Genomic DNA, 26,600 nt, shown 5'->3' with positions numbered 1-26,600 from the left:
AGCTCACACCTCGGGGACGGAGGGGACGGAGTCGAGCCGGCGCGCAAGCCTCGCGACCTTGGCGGGGGCGGCGAGGAACCGGACGGTCGTGATGTGGTGGCCGTCGCTCTCGAGGGCGACGACGGCGAGCAGGCGGGAGCCCTGCCAGACCAGGGCCGCGGGTTCGGCGTTGACCTCCGCGGCGGTGAGGACGACCCCGGCGGCCCCGGGGTGCGACCCGAGCCCCCCGAGGTAGCGCAGCACGCGCTCACGGCCCCGGACGGGTCGGCGCGCGGCGCCGTCGCCGCCCCCGTCGGCCCAGGAGACGACGTCGTCGGCGAGCAGCCGGGCGAGGCCGTCGACGTCGCCGTCGAGCGTGGCCGCCATGAAGCGGTCGACGAGACGGCGGTGCTGGGCGGGGTCGACGCCGAAGCGCGGCCGGCCGCCGTCGAGGTGGCGGCGGGCGCGGTGCAGCCACTGCCGGCAGGTGGGCTCGTCGACGTCCAGGACGTCGGCGACGTCGCGGTGGCGGAACGCGAACGCCTCGTGCAGGACGAACACCGCGCGCTCCGGTGGGCTCAGGCCCTCGAGCAGGGTGAGGACCCCGAGCGACACCGAGTCCCGCTGCTCGGCGGTCTCGAGCGGGCCGAGGTCGCCGGTGAGCACCGGCTCGGGCAGCCAGGTCCCGGGGTAGACCTCGCGGCGCCGGCGGACGGTGCGCAGCTGATCCAGGCCGAGGCGGGTGACGATCGTGGTCAGCCACGCCGCCGGCGTCGTGATGCTCGCCCGGTCGGCGTCGTACCAGCGCACGAAGGCCTCCTGCAGGACCTCCTCCGCGTCGCTCGCCGACCCGAGCAGGCGGTAGGCCAGGCCGTAGAGCACCGGGCGGTGGTCGGCGAAGACCGCGGCCGGGTCGTCGTCCGGAACGGTGGTCACCGGGCGGCCCGGGCGAGGAGCCACCACAGGAACCGCTGCGGCCGGTCGGGCAGCCCGCGGACGGTGAACGACCAGTCGTGCTCGGCGTTGATGCGCGCGAGCTCCCGGAGCGGGGGCCGGCCCGGGGACGAAGCCAGCGCACGCAGCTGCGCCTGGAGCGGGCCCGCCGGGCTCTCCACGGTGCGCAGCCGGACCGGCTCGTCGAACGGGTTCGCGAACGCGTGGGTGGTGCCGGGCGGCACGGCGACGGACTCGCCGGGACGCAGCAGGCGCCGTTCCCGGCCGACCCGGACCACCAGCTGCCCCGCCTCCACGGTGAAGATCTCCCGTTCGTGCCGGTGTCGGTGGGCCGGGGGCCCGGCGTGCCGGGGCGGGAGCACGGCGGAGAAGACGAAGTCCGGCTCCGAGGTCTCCACGACGACCACCTGACCGTCGGCGAACGACAGCGTCGTCATGCCGCCGCCTCCTTCCGGTGCGGCCCCGGGTGGGCGGCGGCCCAGGCGGCGCCCCGGGCGACGTACTCCTTGAGCGCCGCCGAGAGCCGCCCCGTGAGCACCCGGTCGAGCGGGCTGTCGTCGGGGGCGGTGAACTGGGTGAGACCGTCGCCGCGCCCGAGGCCGACGTTCTGCCAGACGTAGCGCACCCGGATCGGCCGCGGAGCCCGTCCGCGCGCACGCCGCGCGAGGGCGGCCCCGGCGTAGCGGCCCATGGGCAGCCCGGTCTGGCACGACATCCGCGAGGCCGGCCCGCCGGCGACCGGTACCGCGGCGGCGTCGCCGGCCACCGTCAGCTCGGGGCGGCCGGCCGGGTGCAGGTGGTCGTCGACGACGAGCCGACCGCGGGGATCGACGGGCAGGCCGGTGCGGGCGAGCAGGTCGGGGGCGCGGAAGCCGCCGGCCCAGACGACGAGGTCGGCCGGGAGCTCGTCCCCGTCGAGGGACACCGAGGTCGCCCCCACGGCCGTGACGCGGCGCCCCTCGTGGAGGGCGACGCCGCGGGCGCGCAGGGCGCGGCGCAGGTGCTCGCGGCCGCGGTCGCCGATCCCGGGCGTCAGGGTCCCCGCGGTCACGAGCGACACCCCGACGGCCGGGAAGCGCTCGGCGATCTCGGCGGCGGTCTCGGTGCCGGTGAGCCCGCCGCCCACGACGACGGCCCGCCGCACCGTCCCGGCCGCGAGCCGCCGGGCCACGGCGTCGGCGCCCGCGGGGCCGGCCACCGCCTGCGCGTGCCGGGCCGCACCCGGCACGTCGCGGAGGTCGGCCTCGCTGCCGACGGCGAGGACGAGGTCGTCGTAGCCCAGGACGTGCGGCGGGCGGTCGAGGGCGAGGAGCCGGGCGTCGGTGTCGACCGTGGTCGCGTGGGCCACGACCAGCTCGACGCCGTGGCCCGCGAGCACCGGCCGCAGCGGCCGCGGGCGCAGCCGTTGGCCGGTGGCCCGCTGGTGGAGGCGGATCCGTTCGACGAAGTGGTCGTCGGGGGTGACGACGGTGACCGGGTGGCGGGTCGGGTCGAGGCGTCGGGCGAGGCCCAGCGCCGCCGCGAGTCCCGCGTAGCCGGCGCCCAGGACGACGGTGCGGTGGGGCACGGGCGCTCCTTCCTCCTCGCTCGGGGGTGGTGCCATCACGACGCCGCCCGAGGGGCCCAGCGTGACGGCCTGGGCGATGTCGTGCGTCACACCCGAACCCCCGCCCGACGCCGGAGGCCGACGGCGGCGACCACGGCCCCGGCCAGGGGGAGCGCCACCGCGGCGAGGACGCCGACGCGGACCGCCGCGGTGGCCTCCTCGACGGGCGCGTCGCCGACCCCGGTGCCGCCGAGGGCGCCGGCGACGAGCGCGGCGACCAGGGCGAGCCCGAGCCCGCCGCCGAGCTGGAGCGCCGTGTTGTTGAGCCCGGCGGCCGTGCCGTGGTCGCCCTCGTCGGTGCCCACGACACCCCCGAGCGTCGCGGCGGGGTAGGCGACGCCCATCCCGAGACCGAACGACACGGCCGTGGCCACCACGATCACCCACGTCGCCGAGCCGGGCGTGAGCGCCAGCAGGAGCGCGTTGCCGGCGGCGACGACCAGCAGCGCGGCGGGGTAGACGACCCGCAGACCGAAACGGTCGAGCAGGCGCGCGGCGACCAGCTGCCCGACCACGGCCGAGAGGACGGCGCCGGGCAGGAGGAGCAGCGCGGTCGTCCAGGGGGATCGGCCGAGGACGTCCTGGGCGAAGACGGTGACGAGGTAGGACACGCCGAACGGTGCCGCGAGCACCGTCAGCGCGGCCGCGTCGCTGACCATCGCCTCGCGCCGGCGCAGCAGCCGCCCCGGCAGCAGCGGGTCGTGGCCGCGCCGCTCGATGACGACGACCACCCCGGCCAGCACCGCGGCGGCGGCGAGGGGCACGCCGACGGTGAGGACGGTCGCGGCGGGCGTCCCGGCCAGGGTGACGCCGAGGACCACCAGCACGCTCGCCGCGGTGACGGCCACCGCCGCGGGCAGGTCGAGCGTGCGACGGGCCACCGCCGCCCGCCGGGGCACGACGACCGCGCCGGCGAGCAGGACGAGGGCGACCACCGGCACCTTCGCGAAGAAGATCCACCGCCACGAGAGCCCGTCGGTCAGCAGCCCGCCGAGGACGAGCCCGCCGCTGAAGCCGCTCGACGCCGCGACGGCGAAGGCCGCGAACGCCCGCGTCCGGGCCCGACCCCCGGGGAACGACGCCGCGAGCACGGCCACGGCGGCGGGCACCGTCAGCGCGGCGCCGACCCCCTGGACCGCCCGCGCCGCCACGAGCCATCCGACGCCCGGCACCAGCCCGGCCCCGAGCGACGCGAGGCCGAACACCGCGAGCCCGACCAGCAGGACGCGGCGCGGCCCGAGGACGTCGGTGAGGCGGCCACCGAGCAGCAGCACCCCGCCGTAGGTGACGACGTACGCGGCCGCGACCCACGGCAGGACGGCGACCTCGACGCCGAGGTCGCGCTGGATGCTCGGGAGCGCGACCTGGGTGATCGAGAGGTCGAGCGCGTCGAAGAAGATCGAGGCGCACACGACGGCGAGCAGGACGGTGTTCCGCGTCGGCACGCACCGACCGTAGGAACGGCCCGGGCGGGTGCGGAAACACCGATCACCACGAGATCCACACGCGGGGCGAGTGAGTACGGCCTACGCTCCCGCGGATGGAGCTCCGGCACCTCGAGGCCTTCGTGGCGGTGGCGGAGACCCGGAACTTCACCGCCGCGGCGACCCGGCTGCACCTGGCCCAGCAGAGCCTCTCGCGGCTGGTGGCCCAGCTCGAGCGCGAGCTCGGGGTGCGGTTGTTCGACCGGACGACGCGGGTCGTGCTCCTGACGGCGTCCGGGGCGGCGATGCTCGAACCCGCCCGCCGAGCGCTCGCCGGCGTCGCCGAGGCCGCGGCCGCCGCGCGCGACCCCGTGGCCGGACCGGTCGAGATCCGCGTCGACGTGTCGTCCACCGGCCTCGACACCGGCTCCCGGATCGTCGAGGCCCTGCGCCGGACCCACCCCGAGGTCCTCGTGCACGAGGTCGAGGTCGGGATGGGCGCGGGTCTGCGCGAGCTCCGCGAGGGTCGCCTCGACCTGCTGTTCGGCCTGGTTTCCGGGCCCGTGGAGGACCTGCTGGAGGAGGTCGTGCGGCACGAGCCGATCGTGCTGGGGATGGCCGCGGACCACCGGCTCGCCGCGCTCGCCGAGGTGCCGGTCGCGGAGCTCGCGGAGGAGGCGCTCCTGCTGCCCTCGGAGGAGGCCGCGGGGGAGTGGGTCCGCTTCGTGGCGACCTTCTGCCGCCAGTCGGGGGTGACGCCGCGGCGGTGGCGCGGGATCACGCACGGTTCGTCCGCGGCCGCCGACGTCGTCGCGGGCGGCGACTGCGTCGTCCCGACCTGCGCCTGGCGCCGCGCCCCCGACCACGTCGTCTTCCGCCCGCTCGCCCCGCCACCGGTCTTCGCGTGGTCGATGCTCTCCCGCCCCGGGGCCGGCCGGCTCGAGGACCTCCGGGCGACGGTCCGCGAGCTCGCCGCGGGCCGGGGATGGGTGACGACGCCCTGACCGTCAGGACGTGTCGACCACCTGGAACGCCTCGACGTACTGCATCCCGTCGGTGGCGAGCGCCGCGTAGCGCTCGCGGTTGCGGGCGAGCAGGCCGCTGATGAGGGTCTCGAGGTCGTCGCGGTGGGCGGTCTGGGACCGGTGGGCCCGCAGGGCCGCGAACTTCGCCGACAGGGTGGGCCCGACGTCGACGACGCGGTTCACCCGCTCCGGCGGGCAGCCCGCCAGCCAGGTCTCGGGCACCGTCCACGCCTCGAGGCCCTCGTCGGCGAGGAGCGTCGGGTGCGCGAACGGGTTCCGCGCGTCGGGGTAGACCGCGGCGAGGGCCGCCTCGCCGGTCGCGCGGTGGTCGGGGTGGGAGACGCCGATGCGCTCCCAGAAGATCTCCGGCGACTGGGTGAGCACCCGCTGGGGGCGCACCCGGCGCACGACGCGGCTGATGTCGCGGCGCAGCGCGAGCGTCGGGGCCACCTCGCCGTCCGGGTAGCGCAGGAAGGTCAGGTCGGTGACGCCGAGCGCGGCGGCGGCGTCGCGCTGCTCGCGCTCGCGCAGGCCCGCCATCTCCGCGCGCGGGGTGTCGTCGAATCCGCCGGCGTCCCCGGAGGTCACGAGGCAGTACGACACCGCGACGCCGGCGGCCGTCCAGGACGCGACCGTGCCGGCCGCGCCGAAGTCGACGTCGTCGGGGTGCGCGACGACGACGAGCGCGCGGCTGACCTCGGAGTCGGGCACGGCCGGAGCCTAGATCAGCGCTCCCGCTCGAGGTGGGCCTGCACGGCGTCGCCGGACTCGTTGAGCCAGCCCCGCTCGCGGGCCTTCTCGAGCATCGCCTCGAACTCGGCGTCCCACCCCTCGGAGACGCGCCCGGCGGCGAGGCGTCGCAGCGTGGCCACCGGGATCATGACGCTCTGGCGGTCCTCGGAGAGCTCGCCCGCGTCGTGCTCGGCGAGCAGCCGGACGATCTGGTCGGGACCGAGGCGCTCCCAGTAGGACGCGTACAGGTCGGTGGTGTGCTCGGGCATCCGGAGCTCGACGCCGTCGGTGGCGATCGCGAGGTACACGGTCACGGTGTACCACCGCTCCAGCGTCGTCGCACACGATCGACGAGACGTTCCCGGCGCGTGGGCGCCAGCCACCGCACGACCTCCGGGTCGGCGAACTCCGGGTGGCGCGCGAGGGACTGCTCCAGGGACGCCGCGATGAGGCGGGCGGTGGCCGCGTCCTGCGCGGCGGCCTCCGCGCCGGCCCCGGAGCGGCGACTGCGGTCGACCGCGCTGCGGTGGGCACGCGCGGTCCGCTGGGTCATGCGGAAGCTCGTGGCTTCCACGACCCGCTTGCGCTCCGCGGTCGCCTCACTGAAGCGCCCCTCGCGCACCAGCCGCTCGATCACCTCGTCGACGCTCTCCCTGCGCCCCTGCCCCCGCCCCCGCATGCGCGGATCGTAGGACCCGGGGCACGATCCCGGAGGACACCGAGCACAGGAGGCCGCGCATGAGCCCGTCGATGGTCGTCGTCGGCGCGGTCGACGGGAAGGCCGCCGACGCCGCGGTGGCGGCCGCGCGGATCGGCGTCGGCGTCCGCCTCGTCGGGGCGGTGGACCACGCCGGGTCGTCGGCACTCGACGGGCTCGCCGGCGAGGGCGTCGTCGTCGACGACGTGCTCGTCACCGACGACGGGCACCTCGAGGCCCCGTACGTCCGGGCCGTGCTGAACGGCGCCGCCGATCTCGGGGCCGTGCTGGTCAGCACGGCGATCCCCGCCGCCGCGGTCGCCGCGGGTGTCGGGACCACGTCCGGGCTGCGCGTGCCCTGCGTCCTCGACCCCGCGCCCGTGGTCCACACCGTCGTCGGGCTCTTCGACCTCGCCCCCGTGCTCACCCCCGACGCCGCGGCGCTCACCGAGATCCTGCGTCTGGGCGGCGGGGCGCAGGCCGCGAGCCCGCCCTCGGTGGCGGCGGGCGCGGCCACGCTGCACTCGTGGACCGGCGGCCCGGTGATCGTGCCCCTCGGCGAGGAGGGCGTCCTGGTGGCCGACGACGGCCGGGTGCGGCGCCTTCCCGCTCCCGACACGGCGGTGTGCGACACCTCCGGCGCGGCCGACACCCTCACCGGCGTCCTCACCGCGGGGCTGGCCGCCGGCCAGGAGCTCGACGATGCGCTCTACGTCGCGACCGTCGCCGCCGCGCTGTGCGCCGCCGCGCCCGGCGGCCGCGAGGCGATGCCGACCGGCGAGGCGCTGGCCGCCGCGCTGGAGTAGGGCCCTGGAGTGGTCAGGGGCGGCGTGCGACCGCGGCCACCGCGCACAGTGCCGCCGCGACCAGCGCGCCCGCGGCGACGACCAGCGCGTACGACGCCAGCCACACGTGCTTGGTCAGCTCGTAGTACCCGTCGCCGAGGACGGCGGGCACCACGATCCCGAGCGCGACGACGGCGAGCGCCGCGGCGCAGCGCACGAGGCCCACGGCGGCCGAGCTCGAGCGTCCCGCCCGCGGGACCACGACGGTGGCGGCGCCGGCAGCGAGGGCGACGACGACCAGCGCGCTCGGGAGCCAGGGCGCGGGGAGCGCGTCGAGGTCGGCGAACAGCGCGCCCATGAGCAGCCACCGGTCCGCGCCGAGGTCGGCGGGGTCCGAGGTCACCGTGCCCGGGCCGCCGGCCACGGAGGGCAGGTAGGGCAGCTGCGGGCGCGCCGTGGCCGTCACCCCGCGGTGGACCATCGCCGCCAGCACGCGGGGGTCGCTCGCCAGGTACCGGTACGTCGCCTCCCGCAGCTGTTCCGGGCGCTCGGCGACGGTCTCGGTGTAGCCGGGGACCGCGCGGCCGGTGTCCCAGTAGTAGCCCTCCCCGGCGTGGGCGGCCGCCTCCGGGCGCAGGCCCAGCGGGGCGGTGGCCGACGGTCCCGCCTCCACGAGCACGGCGGTGAAGACGAGGTCGTGCACGTTGTTGAGCAGGTAGAACTCGTCCTGCGCGCGCACCGATGACGCGACCGGGGCCGCCGCCAGGGCGACCGTCGCGACCGCGGCGAGGAGTCCGGGCGCGCGACGTCGGGCGGCCGGACCGGTGCCGGCGGCGGTCAGGAGGCAGGCGGCGACGGCGACGAGCCCGACCGCCAGGAACGCCGGCTTCGCCGTCGCGGCGACGAGCCCGCCCGCCGCGAGGAGCGCGAGCGCGCACCACCGGGCGCCGCGGTCCCCGGACCGCGTCACGGCGAGCGTCACGAGCCCGAGGCCCACCCACACCGTGCCGAGCAGGCCCGCGGACTCGGCGTAGGTCGAGACCAGGAAGCGCGACCACCAGGGCACCGCCACCAGCGGGAGCAGTACGGGGACCAGCGCCGCGACGCCGACGGGCGAGCGCGCGGTGGCTGCGAACGCGGCGACGCCGGCCCCGGCACCGAGGAGCAGGGCGTAGAGCGCCGCCAGCCAGCGCAGGCTGAACCGGGTGGTGCCGTCGGTGCGGTCGCCGTCGTCGAGGGCCGGGGCGAGCGCGACCGCGACCTGCAGGACGACCGTCGCCGAGCTCCCGGCCGCTCCCGGCGGGCACGGCTCCCCGCCGGTGTCGAACTCCGTGACGACGACGCCCCGCCAGTTGGAGCGCCCGCCGCTCGCGTCGGGCGTCAGCTCGGCGGCACAGAACAGGCGGCCCCCGTCGCTGTTGTCGCCCGCACCGACCGCCGGTCCGCCGACCAGGCGCAGGGAGGCGACGAGACCGGCCGTGACGACCAGCGCCACCAGCACGGCCACGGCCACCCGGGCCGGCACGCCGAGACGCCGGCCCTCCTCGGTCATCGCGGGCAGAGTCCCACACCGCGGCCACCCGGCCCGGGTCAGGTCGCGAGCGCCCGGGCGAGGTGCTCGAGTCCGGCCGCCACGTCGACGCGGGGCCGGTAGCCCAGGTCGCGGCGGGCGGCGGAGATGTCGAACCAGTGCGTGGTCGCGAGCTGGCGGGCCAGGAAGCGGGTCATCGGGGGCTCGCCGAGGTCGGTGAGCCGGCCCAGCGTCCACCACGCGGCCTCGACGGCGGCGCCCGCCGCCACGGCGACGGCCCGCGGCACCGTCGCGTGGACCGGGGGGAGCCCGCCGGCGGCGAGGATGCCGTTGACGAGCTCGCGCACCGGGCGGGGATCGCCGGACGTCACGAAGTACGCGCGCCCCGCGCACGGTGCGCCGGGACGCAGGTGGTCGACGGCGTCGACGTGGGCGGCCGCGGCGTCCTCGATGTAGGTCGTGTCGATCAGCGCCGAGCCGTCGCCGACGAGGCGCAGCGTGCCGGCGCGGGCCCGGGCGAGGATGCGGGGGACGAGCTGGGTGTCGCCCGGCCCCCAGATCAGGTGCGGGCGCAGGGCCGTCGTCGCCAGGTCTGGGGAGTCGGCGGCGAGGACCAGGCGTTCGGCCTCCGCCTTGGTCCGCGGGTAGGCGGAGTCGAAGTGGTCGGCGTACGGGAGCGACTCGTCCCCGCCGACGATGTCGCCGCCGGCGTGCACGACGCTGGGGGTGCTGGTGAAGACGAACCGCCCCACCCCCTCGGCGCGGCAGGCGTCGAGCAGCACGCGGGTGCCCTCGACGTTGCTGCGACGGAAGTCCGCGTCGCTACCCCACAGACCGGCCTTGGCCGCGACGTGCACGACGACGTCCTGCCCGCGCACGGCGTCGCGCGCGGCCGCCGGGTCCGCGAGGTCGCCGCGCAGCGCCCGGACCCCGCGGGCCGCGAGGTCGGGGTAGTCGCCGCGGGCCAGGCTCGTGACGTCGTCGCCGCGGGCGAGCAGGGCGTCGACCACCGCGCCGCCGAGGAAGCCGCCGCCCCCCGTCACCAGGGCCTTCACGACGCCCGTCCCGTCGCCCAGCGGGCCAGGGCCTCGCGGTCGATCTTGGAGTTGTGCCGGGGATCGACCGGCAGCCCGGGGTGGAACACGACGTCCTCGACCGGACGCGTGCGGTCGTCCGCGGCGGCGACACCGAGCAGGCGGGCGCGCAGGTCGTCCGTGGGCCTCGTCCCGCGGGCGGGCTCGACGACGAGGACGGGCCGGCGGACCGGTCCGGTCCCGAGGCCGACCAGGGCGCAGCGCCGGACGGCCGGGTCGCGGTTGAGCACCTCCTCGCACGGCACGCTGTAGAGGGGGCCGGCGTCGGTGCGGACGACGTGCGACACCCGCCCGGCGAACCACAGCCGCCCGCCGGGGTCCCGGCTCGCGAGGTCACCCATCCGGTGCGCCGGCGCTCCGTCCCAGCCGACCGTCGCCGCCGTCGTGGCCTCCGGCCGGTCGGCGTAGCGCCGGCTGACGACCGCGCCGCGGACCACCACCTCGCCGACCTCGCCGTCGGGCACGGCGAGCTCCGGGGTCAGCGCCGCGACCGGCCCGTCGACGACCCGCATCAGGGTGACCTCGACGCCCGGGACCGGGCGTCCGACGCAGATGCCGTCGTCGGGGAGGTCCAGCAGCTCGTCGCTGCCGATCGTCGCGACGGGGAGCGCCTCGGTCGCGCCGTACGGGGTGTGGACCTGTGCGCCGGCGCCGAGCAGCGCGAGCACCCGGCGCTGGACGTCCCGGGGCACCGGCGCGCCCGCCGAGATCACCGTGCGCAGCGCCGGCAGGATCGTGCCGGGCGGGGCGTCACGGCCGAGGCGGTCGAGGACCGCGGGCGAGCCGAACATGACCGTCGCGCCCGTACGCCGCGCCGTGCGGACGAGGTTCCCGGCCCGCACGCGCGCCGGGCGGGTCGGGTCCATCCGGGGCACGACGGTGGTCATCCCCAGCGCCGGGCCGAACAGGGCGAACGGCGGGAAGGTCGCCAGGCTGACGTGGCCCGGGCCCAGCCCGTAGAGGTCGCGGACGAGCGCGGCCTGGGCGACGAGGCCGTCGTCGTCGTGCTCGACGCCCTTCGGTGGCCCCGTGCTGCCGCTGGTGAAGACGATCGCGGCGGGGGAGCCGGCGGGGCGCTGGGCATCGACCGGGCCACGGTCGCCCTCGAGGTCCCGCACCGGCGTCGTGCCCGGGACGGGGACCCCGCCGGCGGTGATCGCCAGGCGGGCGCCGGGGCACCAGCCCAGCGCGCGGCGCGCGAGGTGGGCCTTCGGCACGCCGGCGAACGCGTCGGGGGCGGCCTCGTCCAGACAGCTCCGGACGCGGCGCAGCCCGATGCCCGGGTCGACGACGACCGGCACGGCCCGTGCGCGCATGAGCGCGTAGGCGAGCACGAAGAAGTCGGCGATGGGCGGGACGAGCAGCGCCACCCGCGCGCCGGGTCCCACGCCGGCGGCGTGCAGCCCGGCGGCGACGCGCTCGACGCGACGGTCCAGCTCGCCGAACGTCGTCGTGCGGCTGCCGGGGAGGACGGGCGCGGGCAGGACCAGGGCCGCCCGGTCCGGGTGCGCTCGCGCCCGCTCGGCGAGCATGGCGTCGAGCGTGGCGAGCGCGGTGCCGGTCATCGGTGGTCCTGGCGCCGGTCCGGGCGGCGGTCCAGGAACGCGTCGACCCGCGCGCCGATCGCGTCGGGCTCGTCCTCGAGGACGTAGTGCCCGGCGTCGGGGTAGCGGAAGATCTCGGCGCGGGGGAGGTGGCGCTCGACGTGGGCGAGGATGTCGGCGTCGAAGACGGGGTCCTTCATCCCCCAGTGCACCTGGACGGGCCGGGCGTCGAGCAGGCCGAGCCGCTCCTCGAGGCGCACGAGGACGGGGTGGGCGGGGTCGTCGGGCCCGAGCGGGATGTCGCGGACGAACGCGTGCACCGCGACGCGGTGCTCCGGGCGGTCGTAGGGCGCGAGCAGGCCGCGGCGCGCCTCGCCGGGCAGCCAGGCCCGCCCGGTCCCGAGGACGAGCGCGCCGAGGGAGAACGCGCCGAGACGCCGGACGAGGACGTCGCTCACCACCGGCAGGCGGGCGGCCCGCAGCATCCACGGCAGCCCGTGGTCGTCGGGCAGCGGGAAGGCGCCGGTGTTCATGACGACGACGTCGGCGACGCGGTCGGGGTGCTCCGCGGCCCACGCCAGCCCGATCGGCCCGCCCCAGTCGTGGACCACGAGGGAGACCGGACCGGCGAGGTCGAGGCCGTCGACGAACGCCGTGAGGTCGGCGACCCGCCGCGTGAGCGTGTGCGGGTACTCCTGCAGCGAGGGCTTGTCCGAGAGGCCCATCCCGATGTGGTCGGGGGCGAGCACGCGCCGGCCGCGGGCGGGCAGGGACCGCAGGAGCGTCCGGTAGTAGAACGACCAGGTCGGGTTGCCGTGGACGAGCAGCACCGGCGGCGCGTCGCGGTCACCCTCGTCCACGTAGGACATCCGGTGTCCGCCGATCTCGACGGACTGCGTGACGAAGGGGTAGCCGTCGAGCCCGGTCGCGGGGGCCGGGGCGCTCACCAGCGCACCTCGGCGGCCGCCGCGTTGATGCCGCTGCCGACGCCCATGAGCATGACCCGCGACCCGTCCCGCACGGTGCCGTCCTGCACCGCCTTGCTCAGCACGGTCGGCACCCCGGCCGGGCCGATGTTGCCGAAGTGCGGGTAGATCGACGGGAAGCGGTCGGCGTCGAGGCCGAGCTGGTCGACGACGGCGCCGGTGTGGACCTTGCTGACCTGGTGCAGGCAGTAGGTGTCGTACCCGGCGGGGTCCCAGTCGAAGGTCGCGACGGCCTCCTTCCACACGCGCCCGGCGAGCTCCATCCCCGCCTCGAGGAGCCCCTTGCTGTCGGTGCGCATCTCGTCGCCCTGCCCGACGCACAGGCCGGCGTTGCCGGTGGTGCTGGCGCGCCCGAGGCCGCCGAGGAACCGGTGGCCGCCGGGTCCGTCGGCCCGCGAGAGCACCATCGCGACCGCGCCGGAGCCGACGGTCAGCGTCGCGAACTGCTCGTGGAACATCCGCCGGGTGGCGTCGTCCCCGGCGAGCCGGGCGAGCGTGCCCTCCATGGCGTACCGGCTGGTCTCGCCGGCCACCACGAGGCCGTGCTCGATCTCCCCGGCCTCGATCATCGTCGACACCAGGTTCATGCCGTCGAGGAATCCGAGACACGCGTTGCCGAGGTCGAAGTTGACGGCCTCGGGCGGCAGTTCCATGAGGCCGTGCACGATGCTCGCGGTCGACGGTTCGAGGTGGTCCCTGCTCACCGACGTGTTGATGAGCGCGCCGATCTCGTCGCGGCAGACCCCGCTGTCCCGCAGCGCGCGCTCCCCGGCGAGGGCGGCCACCTCGCTGGGCACCGTGCCCTCGTCCCAGAGCCGCCGCTCCCGGATCCCCGACAGCCGTTCCAGGAGGCCGGGGCCGATGCGCAGGCGGTCGAACGTCCCCGCGAGCTGCTCCTCGAGGTAGGTGGAGGTGACGACGTGCGGCGCGTCGAGGTGTGCCAGCCCGGCGATCACCACGTCGTCATAGCGTCGCGCGGATCTCATGTCCCCACCGTGCGGCACGGCGTCTGGTCACGCAGGAATGCGCGGACGGCGCGGAATCGGCTACCGTGGGTCCTACGAATCCCGGTAACAGGCACACCTTGTCCGGAACTGCGCCACCCGGCAGAACGCCATTCCTGCCGATGTCCCAACGCGGCGGTCGAATTCGTTGATCGACGATCGTACGCGCCGATCCCCGGGAATCGTCGGGTCCGCCCTGCGACGCAGACGACAATCGCCGTGCGGTCCTCACACGACGGCCACGGGCGGCGGCGCCCAGGCGCCGTCGAGCACGGCCGGTGCCGGCGCGTAGAGGCGCAGCATGATGCGCAGGGGGCCGGCGGGGGCCGGCAGCCAGTTCGCGGTCTGCTCGCCGCCGGGGTCGGTGGGCCCGTAGTACAGGTCGATCGACCCGTCGGGGTTGCGGTGCAGCGGGTCGCGGTCACCGAGGGCGAAGCGGTCGAGCGGGTTCGGCGCCTGGAAGCTGTCGGCGTCGTACATCGTGACCGACCAGAACGCCTTGACCGGCGGCAGCTGGTCGGCGGCGAAGTGCTGCACGTAGTCCTTCTCGCCGACGATCGGGGCACCGTCGGCGTCGGTGAGCGCGAGGGGGTAGACGGCGTCCTCGGGCGCGTTCGCGCCCAGCCCGACCATCGCGACGATCGCGCGCTTGAGGTAGTCGTTGCCGTAGACGCCCATGACCTCGGTGTTGATCGTCCAGCCGTTCGCGAACCGTCCCGTCCGGGCGATGCCGGCGTGCAGGAGCTCGAGCGCCGCCTTCGCGCCGCCGTTCAGCGCGACGACGCGGTCGGGGTCGAGCCCCGCGGCGTCGAACTCCTGACCGGGGATGATGCCGATCGCGGCCATGCGGGCGAGGACGGCGAAGTCCGTCGCGTGCGGCGGGTGCAGGGCCAGGAGCCGCGAGGCGTAGGCGAAGAACTCGACGCCGTCGAGCCCGTTGACGATCTCCAGGGGCTCGCGGCCGAGGTCGAGGCCGGCCGGGGCCACGGACGGCCGCACCGTGGTCGGCGGCGCGCCGCCGTCGAGCCTCGTCAGGGCGAGGCCGTCCTGGAAGGCGTTGACGGCGGCGTAGTCGGCGGGCCCGTCGGTCTGGGTCCGGCCGATCATCCAGGCCACCGACGTGGTCGCGCGGAGCACCTGCGCGCCCGCGGGCGGCTCCCCGGTCCACCCCGGCGGGGCGATCACGAAGCGGGACGCCGCCGTCCCCGTGGTGCGCCACCCGGGGGCGGCGAACACGTCGGTCCACATGTCCAGCATCGGCAGGAGGTAGTAGCGCCCGCCGCTGTCGGGCATCTCGAGCAGCAGCGGCCCGTCCGCGAGGTCGAGCCAGGCGCTGGAGTAGAGCGTGTCGAAGTTGGGTGCGACCACCGAGCGGAAGTCCGCGTCGGGGAACTCGCGCAGGTGCGTGAGCGTGTTCGGGGCGGCGTGGCCCACCGCGTCGACCGAGGTGTCGGTGAGCTGCAGCCGCGTGACGTCCATGGTCACCAACGGATAGAGGTACGCGTAGGCCTCCGCCGCCACGTTCCGGACCTCGTCCACGGACAGTTCGATCATGCGGCTCAGCTCCTCGGTGTGCGTCTCCGAGTGACGGTCTCCGCCGCGCGCCCCGACGACCTCACCTGAGGAGGGTGACGCCGCCGCGGCCGGATCAGGCGACGCGGTCGGGCGTTCGTGCCCGTCCCGAGCGCAGCAGGAGCCGGGTGGGCACGGCGGGGACCCCGAGGGCCTGGCGCAGGCGCGGGAGGGCGTAGAGGCTCAGGTGCTCGACCGCACCACGGGCGTCGGCCTCGGTGTCGAGGTCGAGCTCGACGTACAGGGTCGGCCGGGGTGCGCCGTCGGTCAGGCGGACGCGGGCGTCGGCGACCCCGGCGTGGTCGGTGAGGTCGGCGCGCACGGCCGCCTCGGTGACGCCGCCGGCGACGCTCGTGCTCCCGGGGAGGGGGCCGTCGGCGGTCACGGTCCACGTGTCGCCGACCGGGCGGCGGTGCGTCTGCGCGAGCAGCCAGCGCAGCCCGGCGAGGCCGACGACGACCGCGCCGACCGTGGCGGCCCACGGCCACCAGGACGGCAGGGCTCCGCCGAGCACGGGAGCGTCACCGGCGACGAGGGGGAGACGCCCGATGGCGATGCCGGCGGCCAGGGCCGCGGCGGCGAGCAGCACCAGACCCGAGACGCCGAGCAGCGCACGGTTGAGGCGGGCGGGCGGGTTGGTGGCACGGGCCACGGGATCAGCGCTCCTTGCGGCGGGAGGTCACGGTGACGCGCAGGCGGGGGCGCCGGGCGAGACCGAGCGTGTCGAGGTCGGCCCGCACGGCGGTGGCCACGGCCTCGCGCAGCGCGCCGGTGGCGGCGCGGTGGGTGCGGGTCGTGACGCGGACCCGGCGGCGCCGGACGCGGGCGGTGGCGCCCTCGACGCCCTCGACGGCCAGGGCGCGCCGGCGCAGCCGGGCGGCGAGGTCGTGGCGGTGCCACCCGCCCGCGACGATCTCGGGCAGCGCGGGGTCGGCGACCAGGGGCAGGACGTGCGTGCGACCGGGCCACAGGGCGGCGACGAGCAGGACCAGGCCGAGCGCCGCGGCCACGCCGGCGGCGACGAGCACGGCCGGGGCCTGCCAGGTGGTCCGTGCGAGCGCCTCGGTGACGGCGTCGACGGCCAGCAGCGGGGTGCGCCCGAGCAGGACCTGGACCGCGCTGGTGGCCACGAGCGCGCCGGCCGCGAGGAGCACGAGGGCGACGAGGGTCGCCGGGAGGGTCCGGCGGGAGCGGCGGGTCACGGGGCCACCCGCCCGGGGTGCGGCAGGGCGGTGACGTCGACGTCGACGCGCCCGACGGTGAGGCCGGCGAGCTCGGCGACCCGCGTGCCGACGCGGCGGCGGGCGGCGTCGGCCGTGGCTGCGACGGGGGTCGGATAGGTGATCGCCAGGCCGAGAGCGACCTCCAGCCGGTCCTGCGTGCGGCGGACCCGGGCGGTGGTGCGGCGGGCGCCGACCACGCCGGCGAGCCCACCGGCGGCGGGAACGGTGATCCCGTCCACCTCGCCGGCGATCGCGGCCACGAGCTTCTCGAGGACCGTGTCGGCGATCGTCAGCTCGCCGCGGTGTCCGGGCTCGTCGGCGGGGGTCATCGCCGGGTCCGTTCCCGGTCGGAGGCGGCACCGCGCAGCTGCTCGGCGAGCTCGGTGAGGTCGAGCCGGCCGTCGGCCCAGCGGCCGGCGAGCACGCCGGCGACGCCGAGCACGAGCACGAGCAGGAAGGCGCCGAGCCCGCCGAAGGCGCCGGCGAACCCGAGGGCCACGCCGACGGCGAGGCCCAGGACGGTGTTGGTGGTGACCACGGGGTTCCTCCCGGGAGGTGAGGGTCAGGAGACGCCGGTGACGACGACGTCGACGGGATGGCCGGGCGCGCGGACGCCGACCGCGGAGCGGACCTGCTCCACCAGGCGGTCCAGGGGCGCGCTGTACCGGGCGAGCACGGTGACGGTGATCCGCACGGGGTCGCCGGCGGGCGAGGTCACCTGGACCCCGACCACCCGGCGACCGGGCAGCAGCGTGGCGGCGGTGCCGTGGTCGCCGGCGTGGAGCCCGGCGACCAGCGGGCACGCGGCAACCGCCGCCGCGACCCGGTCGACGTCGACCCCGGCCACGACGGCCTGGCCGGTCGTGTCGTGACGTCCGGGTCGGGCGGGCCGGATCACCGGACGCGGGCCGGTGCGGTGGTCGCCGTCTCGGCGTCGTCGCCGTCGTCGTCGCCGGGGAGGTGGAGGTCGACGACGTTGACGTTGACCTCGACGACGTCGAGCCCGGTCATCCGCTGCACCGCGGCGATGACGTTGCGGCGGATGGCGCGGGCGAGATCGGCGATGGACACGCCGTACTCGACGACGACGGTCAGGTCCACGGCGGCCTGGCGCTCACCGACCTCGACCGACACGCCCTGGGTGGTGGACGAGCGCCCGCCCGGGATGCGCTCGGTGATCGCGCCGAAGGCCCGGGCCGCGCTGCTGCCGAAGCCGTGCACGCCGTCGATCTCGCGGGCGGCGAGACCGGCGATCTGGGCGACGACGCCGTCGGCGATCGTGGTGCGGCCCTGGGTGCTCTCGAGCGGCGAGGCGGTGGGCGTGGTGGCGGGACTGGTGGCGGGACTGGTGGTGCCGGGGGTGCTCACGGTCGTGTCCTTCCTGCCGACGGGTCGACGGCGAGGCACCGGGGTGGGCCTCGCTGCCCGTCGAACTCAATCGGTTGGACACGACCGATCACGGATCCTCACGGCGAACCGGGCGTGACGGTCGCCACCGTGGAGATCCTCAGGCCAGCCGCAGCTCCGGGTCGTGCTGCTCGAGCCAGATCTGGAAGTCCAGCAGCCGCTCGATCGCCATCCGCGAGCCCGGGTCGACCTCCTCGGCGGGCCGGGTGGCCACCGAGCTCGCCCACCCGCGGTGGATCAGCTCGCCGAGGCGGGCGTCGCCGGTGTCGAGGGCCTCGCGCACCTGGTCCTGCACCTTGATGACGTAGCCCTGGTTCTGGCTGCGCGGGTAGGGGCTCTTGGTGCGCGCCAGGATCGACGCCGGCAGGTAGCGGCCGACGGCGGCCCGCAGCACGCTCTTCTCCCGGCCGTCGGCGGTGTGCAGGGCGCGGGGGATGTCGTAGGCGAGCTGGGCCAGGCGGTGGTCGCAGAACGGCACGCGGACCTCGAGGCCCACCGCCATGCTCATCCGGTCCTTGCGGTCGAGCAGCGACGGCATGTTGTAGGTCATGTGCAGGTGCAGCTGCTGGCGCCAGCGCCGGTCGACCTCGCTGTCGTCCTCGTGGACGGGGGCGGCGGCGACCGCGTCGTGGAACGTCTGCTCGGCGAAGCCCGGGATGTCCAGCGCCGCCACCAGGTCGGGCGGGCCGTAGGGGCGCTCCTGGCGGGCCTGCCCCATCGTGGCGGTCAGCCAGGGGAACGCCGGCGCGGCGGTGACCGCGTCGTCGTGGAACCACCAGTAGCCGCCGAACAGCTCGTCGGCACCCTCGCCCGACAGCGCCACGGTCGAGCGCTCGCGGATCGACGAGAACAGCAGGTACAGCGACATGTCCATGTCCCCGAAGCCCACCGGCATGTCCCGGGCCTCCACCGCGGCGCGGCGCACGGCCGGGTCGGACAGCGCGCTCGGGTCGAGCACCACGTCGCGGTGCTCGGTGCGCATGTGGGCCGCCGCGTCGGCGACGAAGGGCGCGTCGGCGCTGGTGTTGTGGCGGTCGGCCCGGAAGTTCTCGGTGTGGCCCTGGAAGTCGACCGAGAAGCTGCGCACGGTCCCGCCGTGGGCCCGGCCGCGCTCGGCGGCGATCCCGGTGATGGCGCTCGAGTCCAGCCCGCCCGAGAGCAGCGTGCACAGCGGCACGTCGGACACGAGCTGCTCGTCGACGATCTCCTCGAGCAGCTCGGTGGTGCGGGCGACCGTCGCGGGCCCGTCGAGGTCGTGCCGGTGGGCCTGCAGGGCCCAGTACTCGTGCTCGCGGCGCCCCGAGCGGTCCAGCCGCAGCGTGTGGCCCGGGCGCAACTCGCGCATGCCCTCGAACACGGCGACCCCGGGTCGCTTGATGCCCGAGTAGATCTCGCGCATGCCGTCCAGGCCGACCGCCGCGACGGTGTCCGGGTGCGCCAGGATCGCCTTGGGCTCGGAGCCGAAGACGATGCCGTCGGCGGTGGGGTAGTAGTAGAGCGGCTTGACGCCGAGGCGGTCGCGCACCAGCAGCAGGGTGTCGTCGCGGGCGTCCCAGACGGCGAAGGCGTACATGCCGACGAGCCGGTCGACCACCGCCGCGCCCCACTCGAGGTAGCCGCGTAGCACCACCTCGGTGTCGCTGCGCGTGGTGAAGCGGTGGCCGCGGCCGGCCAGCTCGCTGCGCAGGGCGGCGAAGTTGTAGGCCTCGCCGCTGTAGGTCAGCGCGACGTCCCCGTCGGCGGTGGTCTCCACCATGGGCTGGGCGCCGCCGGCGACGTCGATGACGGCGAGTCGGCGGTGGCCGAGCGCGGCGTGGGCGTCGGTCCAGGTCGCGCCGGCGTCCGGGCCGCGGTCGCGCAGCTGCTCGGTCATGTCCTCGACGACGCCCGGGCGGGCGCGTACGTCGGTGCCGTAGGACACCCATCCGGTGATGCCGCACATGGTGGTCTCCTCGGGTCAGAACCAGGGGGTCAGGTCGTGACGGGTTCGGGGCGCGCCGGGACGGGCGTGCGGCGCCGGAGCGCGACCCGCGCTCCCACGGCGGCCGCGACGACCAGCCCGGCGGCGATCAGCGTCATCGGCAGCGGGTACGCGCGGAACCAGCTGGGGATCATGCGGACGGGCGTGGCCACGACCCCGACGAGCGCGCCCAGCAGGCCGACGTACGGGCAGACCATGCACCAGCCGTGGGTGATGTACTGCCCCTGCCGGGCGGCCCACCAGCCGATGACGATGCTGACGATCGTGGCGACGGCGAGGCCGTGCAGGAACAGGCCCTCGGCGTCGTCGTAGTCGCCGATCCAGAACGACGTGGCCGACACGAGCAGCATCGACACCAGCCAGGCGCGTCCGATCCGCCGGTGCGGGCGGTCACCGCGGACCCGCCGCAGCGTGTTGACCGCGCCGAGGACCAGGGCCAGGACCGCCGCGACGGCGTGGGTGCCGATCAGCAGCGTCCACGGTTCGAGCGCCATGTCAGCGGCGGGTGAACGCGTGCGGCATGGCGTCGACGGCGGCGAGCAGCAGCCGGTAGCGACGGCCGGGCACCGAGCGGGTGCGGCCGCGGGCGAGGTCGCGCAGGGCGGTGTCGACCACCTCGTCGGCCTCGAGCCACCACGCCGAGGAGTCCTCGGGGCAGTCGCTGCCGGAGCGCTGGTGCAGCTCGGTGTGGGTCCAGCCCGGGCACACGGCCATCGCCTGCACTCCGGTGCCGCGCAGCTCGGCGGCGATCTCGGCCGAGAGCGACACCGCGTAGGTCTTGGCCGCGGTGTACGACGCGCCGTTGCGGCCGGCCAGGAGGCCGGCGAAGCTCGCGACGGTGAGGACCGCGCCGCGGTCGCGCTCGACCATGCCCTCCAGGGCGGCGCGCGTCAGGCGGAACACCGCGGTGGTGCCGAGCTCGAACTGGGCGTTCAGCGCCTCGGCGTCGGTGTCCCAGAACGTGCCGACAGACCCGATCCCGGCGTTGTTGACGAGCATGTCCACCGGGGCGGCGCCGTCGCGCAGGCGCTGCTCCACGACGGCGCGCCCCTCGGCGGTGGCCAGGTCGGCGGGCAGCACCTCGTGCTTGCCCTCGGCCGGCGCGCCGTGGCGCTCGTGCATCTCGCCGGCCAGGTCGTCGAGGCGGGGCTCGTCGCGGGCGACCAGCACGAGCCGGTGGCCGTCGGCGGCGAGCCGGCGGGCGAAGGCGGCGCCGATGCCTGCCGTGGCGCCGGTGATCAGTGCGGTGGGCATGCGGGCCCCTTCCGTCGGAGCTGCTGGCGTGACTGCCGCTAACAAAGTTATCAGGTGTAACGAACGCTGGGCAAGCGCTTTCCTCGGTGGGCCGACGTAGGCATCCCCGCGCCCGATATCCGTAGGCGACACCGACGAGAGAGGGCCGTCCCCGACGCGACCGTGGCTCCCGTCCAGGCCGAGACCTCCGGAGGAGACACCGATGACCGCGACCCTGACCGATCCGCCGCCGGCCTCCCCGCCACGACCACGCCGGCCGCGCCCGGGGCTCCTGTGGGCCGTGCTCGTGATCGCGGCCGGCGCGGTGCTCGCGCTCGGCGGCACCCCGACCGCCCCGCCCGTCGTTCCCCTCGCCCACGGCGTCGCGATCGACCCCGGGACCGGCACCGTCTACCAGGCCGACCCGCGTCACGACGTCGTCCGCGTCTACACCCGCACGGCGACCGGCATGCGCGAGGTCGGGCAGGTGCGCACCGGGGCGCGCCCGGTGTCCGTCGCCGTGGACCCCACGACCCACCAGGCCTACTCGGCGAACGAGGGCGGCCGTTCGGTCACGACGATCGCCCCGAGCGGCGCGGATGGCTACGCGGCCACCCGGACCACGCCGCTGGCCTTCGCCCCGACGATCGTCGGCGTCGGGCGGGACGGCGTCGTGCACGCCGCGCCACGGGTCGCCACGGCGTCGAAGCCTGCGCGGCCGCCGAAGCCGACCCCGGGTCGTCCCGCGACCCAGCCGCTGCCGGCGCCGTTCTCGGCGTTCGGTGCGGCGTCGTTCACTCCGAAGGACTTCGTCGTCACCTACGGCCCGAACTTCTTCCGCCTCACCGACGCGACGCACAACATCGAGTTCTGTGCCGGTGTCTGCCACGGGGTTGCCGTGGGTCGGGCGGGCGTCAACGAGGGTCGCGGTGGCACGGGCTACTGCATCGGGTACTGCACGGACGTCGCGAGCGGTGCCGACGGCCCGAGGGTCAACGAGCTGAACGGCACCTCCGGTGGTCGTGGTGGCACCGGCTACTGCCTGGGTGTCTGCACCAACGTCGCCAACGGCGGCCGGGGTGGTCCGCTGGACGGCGAGGCGTTCGGTGAGACCTCCACGGGTGGTCGCGGCGGCGACGGCGGCACCGCGTGGTGCTACGGCACCTGCGCCGGCGTGGCCGCGGGCGGAGCCGGCGGGTCGGTGACCGTCCACGGTCATGACGGCACCGACGCGGTGAGCGACCGCGACGGCCGGGACGCCGTCGCCGTCGGCGGCACCGGGGGCAACGGCGGGACCGCTCACACGGCGACCGGGACGGCACAGGGTGTCGGTGGCCGCGGCGGGGACGCCACCGCGATCGGCGGGGCCGGTTCGGTCGGCTCGGGGCGTCCCGGGTCACCGCCCGACGCGCGGGACGGTGGCCACGGCGGCGCGGCGCAGGCGACCGGGGGTCAGGGCGGCCAGGGTCGGCAGACCGGTGCCCCGGGCAGCGCCACGGCGACCGGCGGGCGCGGCGGCGACGGCGCGACCCCCATCGCCGGTGGCGGCCGGGGCGGCGACGGCGGCGACGCCTCGGCGAGGGGCACGGACGGGCGCGCGACGGGCGGCGACGGCGGCAACGGCGCCGACTCGATCCTCGGCGCCGCCGGCGACGGTGGCGACGGCGGGAACGCCGCCTCGAGCGGTGCCGCGACCGGTGGCGACGGCGGTGACGGCGGCCCCGGGGCGGCCGACGGCACGGGGAGCAACGGCGCCGGCGGTGACGGCGGCGACGCGTCGTCGGAGTCCGGGCAGCACGCCGGTGGCCACGGCGGCGACGGCGGCAGCAACGGCGGCGCCTCACCCGACGGCACCGACGGCGCGGACGGGTCCGACGGCCGCGAGCCCTGATCGGCAGGACGACGAGCACCCCGACACGGTCGTCGTGTCGGGGTGCTCTCCTGTTGGGGGGTGTCGAGAGATCACTCGGGAGGTCCTCGGGGTACTCGGGCGACGTGCCGAACACCGTGTCTGCGTCCACGTTGGTCCTCGCCGCGATCCGTGAGCGGGTGGCCGCCCTCCATGCCGCCGTCGAGCCCGGAAGCGACGATGTCTCCACTCCCGAGGGTGTCTCCGCTCCCGAGGGTGACGACCCACCGTCCGACTTCGGTGCCGACGGCGGCTCGTCGGTGACGGTGCCGGCAGCGGAGGACGAGACGCCCGACGACGAGCCGGTCCTCGACACGGGCGACGCCGACGGGCCGGACGTCGAGCGCCTCGCCGAGGCCTTGGCCGACCTCGAGGCCGTCGTCACGGGGTTCGCGCCGCTCATCGAGGGTGGTGAGCTGCCGGCCCTGCGGGCGGAGCTGGCCTGGGCACGGTCGACCGTGGAGGAGGCCCGCGCGCTCGACGGCACGGTCGAGGTGCTCGAGGAGCTGCTCGAGGACCTCGACCCCACCCTGCGCCAGGGCCCGGTGGAGGCGCGGGTCGGGATCGTCGTGGCCGCCCGCACGTCCGAGCGCCGCGACGCCGTCACCGCGATGCTCGTCCAGCCCGAGTGGACGAGCCTGCTCGCCCACGCCGACCAGCTCGTGCTCACCGCGCCGATCAGCGGCCGCAAGCCCAAGCGCACTGTGCGGGTGCTGGCCCGGGCGCTCGCCGACGCCGACGCCGCGGCACGCGAGGCCGCCGGGGCGGCTGTCGTGGAGGGGCAGAGCCCCGACCGCGCCGGGGCCCAGCTCTCCCCGATCGCCACCGCCGCCCACACGGTCGCGACCACCGCCCGGGTCTCCCGGCCCGTGCTGGGCAAGCAGGCCCGCAAGCTCGCCGACGCCGCCGCTGCTCTGGCCGGCACGGTCGAGGAGCGTCGCCGCAGCGAGTCGGTGACCCACTGGCTGGTCGACCTCGCCGACCTCGCCCACCGGGCCGGGGAGCCGAGCTTCACCTACGGCGTGCTGCACGCCGAGGCCGAGGCGCGCCGGGCTGCCGCCGACGAGGCCCTGGGGCTGGCGGTCACGGCCTACAGCCGCTCGAAGCTGCACCAGTGGCTCGCGGACGCCTCCTGACCTCCTCCTTCGGGCGTGTCGCGGTGTCAGCGGAGTGGCTCCGCAGACGTTGAGTGTCCGTATCTCCACTCTCACGCGCCGTTCGAACACGCCGGCTCGGGAGCGTGGGCCGCCGACTTGCGCATCGTTACCTTTTCGTGATCTGACGTTCGACTGTGTTGGGGTTGTTCGCGGGCGGCTTTGTCGGGGGTCGGGGCTAGCGTTCTTCCCGTGAGCATCGACCCGGGCACCCGCTGCGGCCTGGCCGCGCGGTTGGCTGGCCGCGCCCCGGACGCGGCGCTGGTGGTCGAGCTCGACGAGGTCGATCCCACCACGCTGGCCGGGGAGGACCTGGCGGCGTACGTGCGGGCGCGGTTCGCGTTGCACAACCGCGCCGAGGCCCACCTGCTGGCCGGGATGCGGGAACTCGGCAGGGCGCAGGACGGGCACACCACCCGGCTCGGGAGCTCGGATGAGTTCTCCGGCGACGAGGTGGCGATGCTGCTGGGGCACTCGCGGACCATGACCACCCGCCGCCTCGACCTCGCCGACGACCTGCACGTCCGGCTGCCGCAGCTGGGGGCGGCGTTGTGGGCGGGCTGGCTCGACGAACCCAAGGTCCGCGCGATCAGCGAGACCGTGGCCGATCTGAGCGACGACCACGCCAACCACGCTGTCGCCGTCGTGCTGCCCGAGGCCGCCGAGCTGCCGATCATGGGGTTGCGGGAGCGGGTCACCGAGATCGTGCTCGATCTGGACCCGGACTGGGCCGAGCGGCGCCGTCGACGCGCGGAGGCGCGGGCGCGGGTGATCCTGACGGCGAACCCGTCGGGGACCGCGACCCTGTCGTTCGTGGACGCCCCGGCCCCGCAGGGCATCAACTCCCAGGCCCGTCTGGACGGGTTGGTGGTGGCGTTGCGTCAGCTCGGGGTGCGCACCACCCCCGACGCGCTGCGGTCGCATCTGGGGATGCGGATCCTCGACGGCTCCACCGAGGGCATGACCGACCGCGATCTGGTGCTGCTGCTGGCCGCGGAGTACCACGCCACCAACAACCCCGACGACCACGACAACAGGCCCGACACCCCCGACAACGGCCGCGACGACAACGGCCCCGACGACGGCCCCGACGACGACGGCCCCGACGACGACGGCCCCGACAGCGACGGGCCGAGCGACGACGGACCCCACGTCGGTCCCGACGACGGTCCCGACGACGGACCCGACGTTGGCCCCGACGACGGACCCGGCGATGGCCCCGGCGAGGACAGCCTCGAAGACGACGGCCCCGACGAGGGCCCCGCCGACGACGGGCCGGACGACGACGGGCCGGACGACGACGGGCCGGACGACGACGGGCCGGACGACGACGGGCCGAACGACGACGGGCCGGACGACGACGGGCCGGACGACGAGGGGCCCAGCAATGGCGGTGGCCGCGGCGACTCCGGCTCTGGCGACACCGGCTCTGGCGACTCCGGCCCTGGCGACTCCGGCCCTGGCGACTCCGGCCGTGGCGACTCCGGCCCTGGCGACTCCGGCCCTGGCGACACCGGCCCTGGCGACACCGGCCCTGGCGACACCGGCCCTGGCGACGGTGGTCCCGGCCACGGCGGCCCCGGCGAGGACCCCACCGAAGAGGACCCCGTCGAAGAGGACTCCGCCGAGGGATCGTCGGCGGTGGTGCCGGCGCCGCGGCGCCCCGCCGAGCAGGGCGCCCTCGACCTCCCCGGGCTCCCCGGACTTCCCTCGCTGCCTGACCCGCCCGAGGACGGGACCGACCCGGTGCCTGATCGGGAGGCCGGGTCAGCGGGCGCCGACGGCCGGCGGGTGGGGCGGTTGCGGCGCGGGGTGGTGGAGGTCCGGCTGCGGCTCTCCACCGCGTTGGGCCTGGACCGGCATCCCGGGGCGGTGCCCGGGTTCGGCACCGTCACCGCCCCCACCGCCCGACAGCTGGTGGGCGAGCGGCACCACGGGGAATGGCGCGCGGTGCTCACCGACCCCGAGGGCCACCTCGAGCACGTCCTGCTCGCCCGCCACCGACCAGCGCGGCGTCCCCGACCAGCCAGCCCCTGCGGCCCGGATCGGGCGCGGGGGCAGCCGAGCGGGGCGATCGTCGAACTGCAGGTTCCGACGACACTGCTCGCTGCCCTCGACCCGGATGATCACCCCTCCTGGGCGCCGTTGCTGCGCGAACTCCAGCACCGGGTCACCGACCTGCGCGCGGACGGGAAGTTGGGGCGCCCACCGGACGCCGACTCCGGTCCGGACACCTGGCGGCGCCGCCGGGCGGGGGCCGAAGCCGAACGCTGGGTGCGGGCCCGCGACCGGTGCTGTGTCGCCCCGGCCTGCCGGCGCACCGCGCACGGCGCCGAGATCGACCACACCCGCGAGCACGCCGCCGGCGGGCCCACGGTGACCAGCAACCTCGGGGCGTGGTGCGCGCATCACCACCGCGCGAAGCACCACGCCCGCTGGCGGGTGCGGCAGCCCCGGCCGGGCTGGTTCACCATCCGCACCCGGGCGGGGGTCACCCACACCACCCGCCCGAAGAAGATCCTCACCGCGCTCCCCGGACCTCGCTACGCGGCCACGCCTCGGCCGATCCCCGAAGAGCACTGGCCCGACCCCGCACCCGGCGAAGAACCCGGCACCGGGCCCGCCTGGCGCGACCACCTCGCCGCCACGTTCACCGGCCGCCACCCCGAGAAAGAGAAGGAGAAGACACCGAAGGCACCGCCACCGCTCGACCCCGACGACCCACCTCCCTTCTAGAGGCGCGGGCAGCTCAGCCGGGCA

General features: G+C 76.3%; 27 protein-coding genes. 5 read left to right on the top strand and 22 right to left on the bottom strand.

Annotated elements, in window-relative coordinates; genetic code table 11:
- Positions 1–3: 3 nt before the first annotated feature.
- The 4 genes from sigJ to WCD41_RS23995 are packed head-to-tail and all read right to left on the bottom strand — an operon-like array spanning position 4 to position 3,984.
- A complete protein-coding gene (gene sigJ, locus WCD41_RS24010) occupies positions 4–915 on the bottom strand; it encodes an RNA polymerase sigma factor SigJ (RefSeq protein ID WP_337717225.1) in 912 nt (303 codons plus the stop codon).
- On the bottom strand, positions 912–1,370 hold the full coding sequence (locus WCD41_RS24005) for a cupin domain-containing protein (protein ID WP_337717223.1): 459 nt from the start codon (positions 1,368–1,370) through the stop codon (positions 912–914). Before WCD41_RS24005 ends, sigJ begins: the two co-directional genes overlap by 4 nt.
- Positions 1,367–2,590 (bottom strand): NAD(P)/FAD-dependent oxidoreductase, encoded by a 1,224-nt coding sequence (locus tag WCD41_RS24000; RefSeq protein WP_337717221.1) that lies wholly within the window; start codon positions 2,588–2,590, stop codon positions 1,367–1,369. Before WCD41_RS24000 ends, WCD41_RS24005 begins: the two co-directional genes overlap by 4 nt.
- Positions 2,587–3,984 (bottom strand): MFS transporter, encoded by a 1,398-nt coding sequence (locus tag WCD41_RS23995; protein WP_337717219.1) that lies wholly within the window; start codon positions 3,982–3,984, stop codon positions 2,587–2,589. The genes WCD41_RS24000 and WCD41_RS23995 overlap by 4 nt, the downstream gene beginning before the upstream one ends.
- Positions 3,985–4,079: 95 nt before the next feature.
- On the opposite strand from WCD41_RS23995, the gene WCD41_RS23990 reads away from it, so the two are divergent.
- Entirely contained in the window at positions 4,080–4,967 is an 888-nt protein-coding gene (locus WCD41_RS23990; RefSeq protein ID WP_337717217.1) for a LysR family transcriptional regulator, read from the top strand.
- A 3-nt stretch (positions 4,968–4,970) separates the two neighbouring features.
- Here the strand turns inward: WCD41_RS23990 and WCD41_RS23985 are convergent, their stop codons facing one another.
- The 3 genes from WCD41_RS23985 to WCD41_RS23975 are packed head-to-tail and all read right to left on the bottom strand — an operon-like array spanning position 4,971 to position 6,399.
- A complete protein-coding gene (locus WCD41_RS23985; protein WP_337717215.1) occupies positions 4,971–5,699 on the bottom strand; it encodes a PIG-L deacetylase family protein in 729 nt (242 codons plus the stop codon).
- Between the two features lie 14 nt (positions 5,700–5,713).
- Complete coding sequence (locus WCD41_RS23980; protein ID WP_337717213.1) at positions 5,714–6,034, bottom strand: hypothetical protein; 321 nt, start codon at positions 6,032–6,034, stop codon at positions 5,714–5,716.
- On the bottom strand, positions 6,031–6,399 hold the full coding sequence (locus tag WCD41_RS23975) for a hypothetical protein (RefSeq protein ID WP_337717211.1): 369 nt from the start codon (positions 6,397–6,399) through the stop codon (positions 6,031–6,033). The genes WCD41_RS23980 and WCD41_RS23975 overlap by 4 nt, the downstream gene beginning before the upstream one ends.
- 59 nt (positions 6,400–6,458) lie before the next feature.
- On the opposite strand from WCD41_RS23975, the gene WCD41_RS23970 reads away from it, so the two are divergent.
- Positions 6,459–7,223 (top strand): PfkB family carbohydrate kinase, encoded by a 765-nt coding sequence (locus WCD41_RS23970; RefSeq protein ID WP_337717209.1) that lies wholly within the window; start codon positions 6,459–6,461, stop codon positions 7,221–7,223.
- A 13-nt stretch (positions 7,224–7,236) separates the two neighbouring features.
- Here the strand turns inward: WCD41_RS23970 and wsfD are convergent, their stop codons facing one another.
- The 15 genes from wsfD to WCD41_RS23895 all read right to left on the bottom strand — a co-directional run bounded on the left by wsfD (position 7,237) and on the right by WCD41_RS23895 (position 20,798).
- Positions 7,237–8,754 (bottom strand): glycan biosynthesis hexose transferase WsfD, encoded by a 1,518-nt coding sequence (wsfD, locus tag WCD41_RS23965; protein WP_337717207.1) that lies wholly within the window; start codon positions 8,752–8,754, stop codon positions 7,237–7,239.
- 38 nt (positions 8,755–8,792) lie between these two features.
- Positions 8,793–9,788, bottom strand: a complete 996-nt coding sequence (locus WCD41_RS23960; protein ID WP_337717205.1) for an NAD-dependent epimerase/dehydratase family protein — start codon at positions 9,786–9,788, stop codon at positions 8,793–8,795.
- On the bottom strand, positions 9,785–11,392 hold the full coding sequence (locus WCD41_RS23955; RefSeq protein ID WP_337717203.1) for a fatty acid CoA ligase family protein: 1,608 nt from the start codon (positions 11,390–11,392) through the stop codon (positions 9,785–9,787). The genes WCD41_RS23960 and WCD41_RS23955 overlap by 4 nt, the downstream gene beginning before the upstream one ends.
- The gene (locus WCD41_RS23950) at positions 11,389–12,318 is read right to left on the bottom strand and encodes an alpha/beta fold hydrolase (protein ID WP_337717201.1); all 930 of its coding nucleotides are present in this window, start codon (positions 12,316–12,318) and stop codon (positions 11,389–11,391) included. Before WCD41_RS23950 ends, WCD41_RS23955 begins: the two co-directional genes overlap by 4 nt.
- Positions 12,315–13,343 carry a 3-oxoacyl-ACP synthase III gene (locus tag WCD41_RS23945; RefSeq protein ID WP_337717198.1) on the bottom strand — a complete coding sequence of 343 codons (1,029 nt, stop codon included), beginning with the start codon at positions 13,341–13,343 and terminating at the stop codon, positions 12,315–12,317. The genes WCD41_RS23950 and WCD41_RS23945 overlap by 4 nt, the downstream gene beginning before the upstream one ends.
- Before the next feature lie 246 nt (positions 13,344–13,589).
- Positions 13,590–14,915, bottom strand: coding sequence for a DUF1254 domain-containing protein (locus WCD41_RS23940; RefSeq protein WP_337717196.1), 1,326 nt, complete (start codon positions 14,913–14,915; stop codon positions 13,590–13,592).
- A 94-nt stretch (positions 14,916–15,009) separates the two neighbouring features.
- Complete coding sequence (locus tag WCD41_RS23935) at positions 15,010–15,585, bottom strand: Asp23/Gls24 family envelope stress response protein (protein WP_337717194.1); 576 nt, start codon at positions 15,583–15,585, stop codon at positions 15,010–15,012.
- A 4-nt stretch (positions 15,586–15,589) separates the two neighbouring features.
- Positions 15,590–16,135: a DUF6286 domain-containing protein gene (locus WCD41_RS23930; protein WP_337717192.1), complete on the bottom strand. Its 546-nt coding sequence runs from the start codon at positions 16,133–16,135 to the stop codon at positions 15,590–15,592.
- A complete protein-coding gene (locus tag WCD41_RS23925; RefSeq protein WP_337717190.1) occupies positions 16,132–16,485 on the bottom strand; it encodes an Asp23/Gls24 family envelope stress response protein in 354 nt (117 codons plus the stop codon). Before WCD41_RS23925 ends, WCD41_RS23930 begins: the two co-directional genes overlap by 4 nt.
- Positions 16,482–16,694 carry a DUF2273 domain-containing protein gene (locus WCD41_RS23920; protein WP_337717189.1) on the bottom strand — a complete coding sequence of 71 codons (213 nt, stop codon included), beginning with the start codon at positions 16,692–16,694 and terminating at the stop codon, positions 16,482–16,484. The genes WCD41_RS23925 and WCD41_RS23920 overlap by 4 nt, the downstream gene beginning before the upstream one ends.
- A gap of 24 nt (positions 16,695–16,718) precedes the next feature.
- On the bottom strand, positions 16,719–17,003 hold the full coding sequence (locus WCD41_RS23915) for a hypothetical protein (RefSeq protein WP_337717187.1): 285 nt from the start codon (positions 17,001–17,003) through the stop codon (positions 16,719–16,721).
- Between the two features lie 47 nt (positions 17,004–17,050).
- A complete protein-coding gene (locus WCD41_RS23910; RefSeq protein ID WP_337717184.1) occupies positions 17,051–17,524 on the bottom strand; it encodes an Asp23/Gls24 family envelope stress response protein in 474 nt (157 codons plus the stop codon).
- A 139-nt stretch (positions 17,525–17,663) separates the two neighbouring features.
- A complete protein-coding gene (asnB, locus tag WCD41_RS23905) occupies positions 17,664–19,505 on the bottom strand; it encodes an asparagine synthase (glutamine-hydrolyzing) (RefSeq protein WP_337717182.1) in 1,842 nt (613 codons plus the stop codon).
- Between the two features lie 29 nt (positions 19,506–19,534).
- Positions 19,535–20,038, bottom strand: coding sequence for a DUF2306 domain-containing protein (locus tag WCD41_RS23900; RefSeq protein WP_337717180.1), 504 nt, complete (start codon positions 20,036–20,038; stop codon positions 19,535–19,537).
- A 1-nt stretch (position 20,039) separates the two neighbouring features.
- On the bottom strand, positions 20,040–20,798 hold the full coding sequence (locus WCD41_RS23895; protein WP_337717178.1) for an SDR family NAD(P)-dependent oxidoreductase: 759 nt from the start codon (positions 20,796–20,798) through the stop codon (positions 20,040–20,042).
- 202 nt (positions 20,799–21,000) lie between these two features.
- Between WCD41_RS23895 and WCD41_RS23890 the strand changes: the two genes are divergently transcribed.
- The 3 genes from WCD41_RS23890 to WCD41_RS23880 all read left to right on the top strand — a co-directional run bounded on the left by WCD41_RS23890 (position 21,001) and on the right by WCD41_RS23880 (position 26,576).
- Positions 21,001–22,668, top strand: coding sequence for a YncE family protein (locus WCD41_RS23890; RefSeq protein ID WP_337717176.1), 1,668 nt, complete (start codon positions 21,001–21,003; stop codon positions 22,666–22,668).
- Between the two features lie 116 nt (positions 22,669–22,784).
- Complete coding sequence (locus tag WCD41_RS23885; RefSeq protein WP_337717174.1) at positions 22,785–23,822, top strand: CHAD domain-containing protein; 1,038 nt, start codon at positions 22,785–22,787, stop codon at positions 23,820–23,822.
- A gap of 210 nt (positions 23,823–24,032) precedes the next feature.
- On the top strand, positions 24,033–26,576 hold the full coding sequence (locus tag WCD41_RS23880; protein WP_337717172.1) for an HNH endonuclease signature motif containing protein: 2,544 nt from the start codon (positions 24,033–24,035) through the stop codon (positions 26,574–26,576).
- The last annotated feature ends 24 nt before the right edge of the window (positions 26,577–26,600 follow it).

Origin of the sequence: Actinomycetospora aeridis (assembly GCF_037400275.1) — a bacterium.
GTDB classification, from domain to species: Bacteria; Actinomycetota; Actinomycetes; order Mycobacteriales; family Pseudonocardiaceae; genus Actinomycetospora; species Actinomycetospora aeridis.
Note: the sequence above shows the minus strand (reverse complement) of the source record. Positions and strands in the feature narration are given on the sequence as shown.